Origin of the sequence: Bradyrhizobium sp., assembly GCF_049581145.1 — a bacterium.
GTDB lineage: Bacteria > Pseudomonadota > Alphaproteobacteria > Rhizobiales > Xanthobacteraceae > Bradyrhizobium.
Window position 1 is genome coordinate 1 of the sequence record NZ_JBAURI010000321.1, and the last position, 4,848, is coordinate 4,848.

Annotated in this window: 4 protein-coding genes; 2 read left to right on the plus strand and 2 right to left on the minus strand. The window is 62.7% G+C overall.

Going from position 1 to position 4,848, the window contains the following annotated elements; all coding sequences use genetic code 11:
• Positions 1-295: 295 nt before the first annotated feature.
• Positions 296-766 (plus strand): hypothetical protein, encoded by a 471-nt coding sequence (locus tag WCB02_RS10625; protein ID WP_423958073.1) that lies wholly within the window; start codon positions 296-298, stop codon positions 764-766.
• Positions 767-795: 29 nt separating this feature from the next.
• Here the strand turns inward: WCB02_RS10625 and WCB02_RS10630 are convergent, their stop codons facing one another.
• The gene (locus tag WCB02_RS10630) at positions 796-1,125 is read right to left on the minus strand and encodes an SPW repeat protein (RefSeq protein WP_423958075.1); all 330 of its coding nucleotides are present in this window, start codon (positions 1,123-1,125) and stop codon (positions 796-798) included.
• Positions 1,126-1,279: 154 nt separating this feature from the next.
• Entirely contained in the window at positions 1,280-3,583 is a 2,304-nt protein-coding gene (bamA, locus tag WCB02_RS10635; RefSeq protein WP_423958076.1) for an outer membrane protein assembly factor BamA, read from the minus strand.
• 294 nt (positions 3,584-3,877) lie between these two features.
• Here bamA and WCB02_RS10640 point away from each other — a divergent pair.
• On the plus strand, positions 3,878-4,848 hold a 971-nt coding region (locus tag WCB02_RS10640), incomplete at its 3' end, for a hypothetical protein (RefSeq protein WP_423958077.1).

Below are 4,848 nucleotides of genomic sequence, written 5' to 3' on the forward strand. Positions count from 1 at the left end.
GCCCTGCCCGACACGGCGCAGCCGACCGCCAAGGCCTCCAAGCCCGCAAAAAAACACGTGGCACGGCGGCATCGGAGCTGGGAGGCGGATGAGGCCAAAGCGCGCAGCATTGCCGCGAAATACGGCGTCTCCTGGTAACGCTCGTCTCCCAGGCTTGCAAAGCCGAAGGTCAGCTGCGTCCCCTTGATGACTCTGCCGCATGGCGGTCTGCGACGCCGGCTGCGAAAGAGTTCTCGGCAGAGAATGGAACCGGTTGTGGTCGCCTCAAAGCGCCGCGGCCTTCCAGGAGAACGTCATGAAACTGGCTCCCGGCATTTGTTTGGTATTTTGTGTTGTCTGCGCGGCCAAATTAGCCGCGCAGACGGTGGATTTGTTCTACATCGGGACATGGAAGTTTTCCGGCGCGGTGGCGGCGCCCTGGGCCGACCCGAAACAAAAGCCCGACGGCGCTGACAAGGCGCGGCTGCTTGGGAAGACCGTCGTCGTCTCGGCGAAAAGGATAACCGGGCCGACTCCGATTGCTTGCGCGATGCCACACTACAAGATCAGCGACTATCCGCCGGATATGGTCTTCCATGGCGCCTTTGCAGAGATGCAATCGAAAGACAGCACGGTGGATCCGAGCAGCATCGCCGGCTCGCTCGGTTTTTCCGGAGCCCGAATCAGGACTCTGGAGACCGGATGCGAGATCGACCTTCATTTCGTCGACGCCACGACCGCCGAGATCGCCGTGAACGAGACCATCTATACGCTGAAGAAGCAGTAGCGCGGCCCTGGCCGGCGGCTGTCTCGGCGTCATGGACGAGAGGCATGGTCCGGATGTGCCGCGTCATAGACCAGAAACAACTCAAGCGCCGCCAGGAATGCTATAACCGCGCCGAGACCGACGCTGAAATGCATGGAGCGGGTATGGGCGAAGCCCAGGACCCAGGGTGACACGATCAACCACAGGCCGAGCATGAGATTGATCCACTCCTCCCAGTTGGCATAGGCAATGATGGCCGCGAGAGCGATCGCGCCGATAACCGCGCTGCTGGCCCGCAAATCCCATTTTCCCGCGCCGTTCGTCAGTGCGAAAACCCAGGGCGAGGCAAACAGCACGGCCGCAAGCACGAGATTGTACACATCAAGGACTGACTCACGTCGCCATGTTCTCATGACTCCATCTCCCAGCTGCCTGGTGGAATGGAGTAGAACGCGCCCGCAATCCGGGCCGTTCCGTCCGCGGCCATAGACTTTAGGCCAATCAGTCGATCCGGCGCGCCGTCACGAGATCGGCCTAGAACGGACTGGCACTGAAGTTGAATGGCTGCACCACATCATAGGCCGCCTTCGTTATCGGCACGGCATAGCTGGCCGTGAGCGCGCCGAACGGCGAAGCCCAGGTGAGACCGACGCCGACCGAGGAGCGCAGCACGTTGGCATTGGCGACCTGGACGGACTGCGTGCCAAATGTCGTCGGTCCGCCGTAGCCGAAGACGCTGCCGGCATCGACGAAGGCCGATGCGCGCAGGCCATATTCCTGCGGAACGCCGGGAATCGCACTCTGCAATTCCGCCGTCGTCGCCCAATACATGCTGCCGCCGACATTATCCATGGTGGTGCCGGGGGTCAGGTCGCGTGGACCGAAGCCGTTGGTCGCAAAGCCGCGCACCATGCTCGGGCCGCCGAAGAAGCTGTTCAGCAGCGGAACCTGCTGGCCACCCAACCCCGTGATATAGCCGCCTTGGGCGCGGACCATCCCGACGAGATCGCCGGGAAGCGACTGATAGTACCGCACATCCTCGGTTGTTCGCAGGAACTTGACGTCGCCGCCGAGCCCCGCGAGATCCTGCGTGAGCTGCGACTTGATCCCGCTGGTCGGCATCTTGGTGTTGTCGAGCGTGCTGTAGGTGACGGTGTCGCCGACCGCGGAGACCAGTTGCGTTCCGGCCGCAGCCGCCTGCTGGATCGCGAGCGAAGGCGGCGCCGCCAGCGAGGCCGGATCGATCGTGACCTTCTGGTCATAGAGCGAGTAGCGCCACTGCACGAGCGTCTGTTCGGTGATCGGTGTACCGAGCACGAGGTTCGCGCCATAGGTGTCGCTGCCGTAGGATTGGTACGGGCTGGAGGAGCTCTGCCTGAAGAAAGGCTCGACGCCCGCCGAGATGCGGGTGCCCAGAAAATACGGGTCGGCGACCGACAGATCCAGGCCCCGCGCGTATTGGCCGTAGCTCACGGCGGCCTGCACGCTGTCGCCGGTGCCGTAGAAATTCCGATCGCCCACCTTGACCTCGGCCAGCAGACCGTCGGTCGTCGAGTATCCGCCTGAGATCGTGAAGTCGCCGGTCGCCTGATCATCCGCCTCGACATCGAGCACGACGCGGTCGGACGCCGAGCCCGGCTTGGTCGAAATTTTCACGGTCTTGAAGTAGTTCAGGCTCTTCAGCCGCCGCTCGGCACGGTCGATCAGCGTCTTGTTGTAGGCATCACCTTCGCCGAAGTCGAACTCGCGCTGAATGACATAGTCGCGGGTTCGCGTGTTGCCGTGAATTTCGATGCGCTCGACATAGGTCCGCCGTCCCTCTTCGATCACAAACGCGACACCGATGCGTCCCGCGGCAGCGTCCCTGTTGAGGCGCGGCTCGGCATGCGCAAAGGGGTAGCCAAGCTTACCCATTTCGACGGCGAGCGCGTCGGTGGTCTTGTCCATTGCTGCGCCGTCGAAGATCGCATCCTTGCGGACCAGGAGCAGGCGGCGCAGCTTTTCCGGATCGAGCCCCGGCACGTTGCAGGCGACGCTGATGTCGCCGAAACGATAGAGCGGTCCCTCGTCGATGCCAAAGGTCAGCGCGAAGCCGTGAATGGCGGGATCGTATTCCGCGCGCGCCTGCTGCACGCTGGCGTCGGCATAGCCGTGGCTGCGATAATAGAGCCTGATCTGCTCGCGGTCGTCGTCGACGCGATCGGCATCGTAGACGTCGCCGCCAGTCAGGAAGCTCAGCATCGAGGTCGCCGACGTCTTGATCACGGCCTTGAGCTGGCGATCGCCGAATACATGATTGCCGACGAAATTGATCTGGCGCACCGTGGTCTTCTTGCCCTCGGTGATGGTGAAAACGAGATCGACACGGTCATTGCCGCGATCGATGAGCTCGGGCACCACGCTGACATCGTCGCGTCCGACATGCCGGTAGGCCTCCATGATGCGGCCGACGTCGGCCTGCACCGTGGCGCGTTGCAGCGGGCCGCGCGCCTTGGACTGCACGACAGCGGTCAGATCGGCATCCTTGACTTTCTTGTTACCTTCGAAGGCGACGCGATCAAGAATTTTTGCTTCGGTCAGATGCACGACCAGCCGGTCGCCGGCGCGATCGATGACGACGTTGTCAAACAGGCCCGTCGCGATCAGCGCCTTCAGCGCTGCGTCGCGCGCCGCTTCATCATAGCGTCCGTCGGGCGCGGCATGAAAATACGAACGTACGGTATCGGCGTCGATTCTGCGGTTGCCCTCCACCGTGATGGTTTCGGGGGAAGCGGCCGCGGTCTCGGCGGCGATGCCGAATCCGCTCGGTAGTCCGGCGGCGATGGCGGCAAACAACATCGCCGCCACTTCTGACCGGAACCGCCGGCCCGATGCCTGGCATTTGGTCGTCACGCTGGGCTCGTCCGTTATTGACGGGGTCGAAATCCAAGTACTTGCGGTGGGCGAAATGATGTCGGCCGAAAGGTGAGTCGCGGGCCGATGATTAGCAGCGCCACAATTTTGACGCGCTGCGGGACTCTCCATTCCCTCAAAGGTTCGCATGCACGCTCTAAATGCCTGTTAACCGGACTCGTAGGAAAGATTTGTGCGCGCCATCGTTCGCGGGCCCAGACGCCTTATGGGAGCATTGATATGCGTAAAGTAGCCCTCGCTGCTGCCCTGTTCTTTCTGATCCAGCCGGCACAAGCCGCGGTCACGCCGGAAATCGATCCAAGCGCATCGCTCAACGTCGTTCAGCAATGGATCTACAACTATCGTAACAAGCCCGACTACGCGCATGTGCCGGCGGCGGTGCGCATATTGTTCCACTCGCAGACGTTCAAGGAGCCGGAAAACGCCGGCGTCTATCTGGGTTTCATTGCCGGCGCGATCGGATCGAATCCGGCCAAGGCCGAGCAACTCGTCAACGGCTTCTTTCCGGTGCCCCCGGAGGACGAGTGGGTGCTCGTTCGCGCCATCGCTTATTCGGGTCTGCCGGACTGGCAGGGCCTGCTGCGCAAGGTCGCGCCGAAAATGCCCGGACGCAAGGTGATGATCGACGCCTATCTGGCCGGCTCGCTGCCGATCCTGACCGAGATTCCGCTGGAAGAGAAGAAGCCAGGCATGCTCGACAAGCTGCGCGGCGTCTTCACGAAAAACCCGTTCGCCAAGGATGAGAAGAAGGTCAATACGGCAGTGACCTATGCCAGCAACCAGGATCTCCTGGACACTTTGTGGGGTTACTACTTCGCGACCGGCTCGCATCTTCCCATCGTGCGCATCATGCAGATGCTGCCATGGTCGAAGAGTCGCGATACCGTCGACAAGCTGACGGTTGGCAGTATGGCGCGCTATACTCTGGCGAGCTACGCGGTGCGCGACACCGGTCTGCGCGAGTTCCTGCGCGAAGAACTGCCGGGTCAACCGGCGGCGATCAAGGCGCCGCTCACCGAGGTGGTCGAAGCCGCCGATACGGTGGAGCTCGGCGCGGTGCGCAAGGATGCGCTGGCCGCCGTCGAAGAGCTCAAGACCAAGGGATCGGACTCGCGGCGCGATCTCGACTTCTGGGGCCAGGTCGGGGTCGGCGCCGTCGCGCTCGGCTGTGTCTCGGCCGCGGCGCTTGG

Bases quoted from the DNA above. Each gene is read 5' to 3' on its own strand.
- bamA (WP_423958076.1), bottom strand. From the start codon at position 3,583: ATGTTGTTTGCCGCCATCGCCGCCGGACTACCGAGCGGATTCGGCATC.
- WCB02_RS10625 (WP_423958073.1), top strand. From the start codon at position 296: ATGAAACTGGCTCCCGGCATTTGTTTGGTATTTTGTGTTGTCTGCGCG.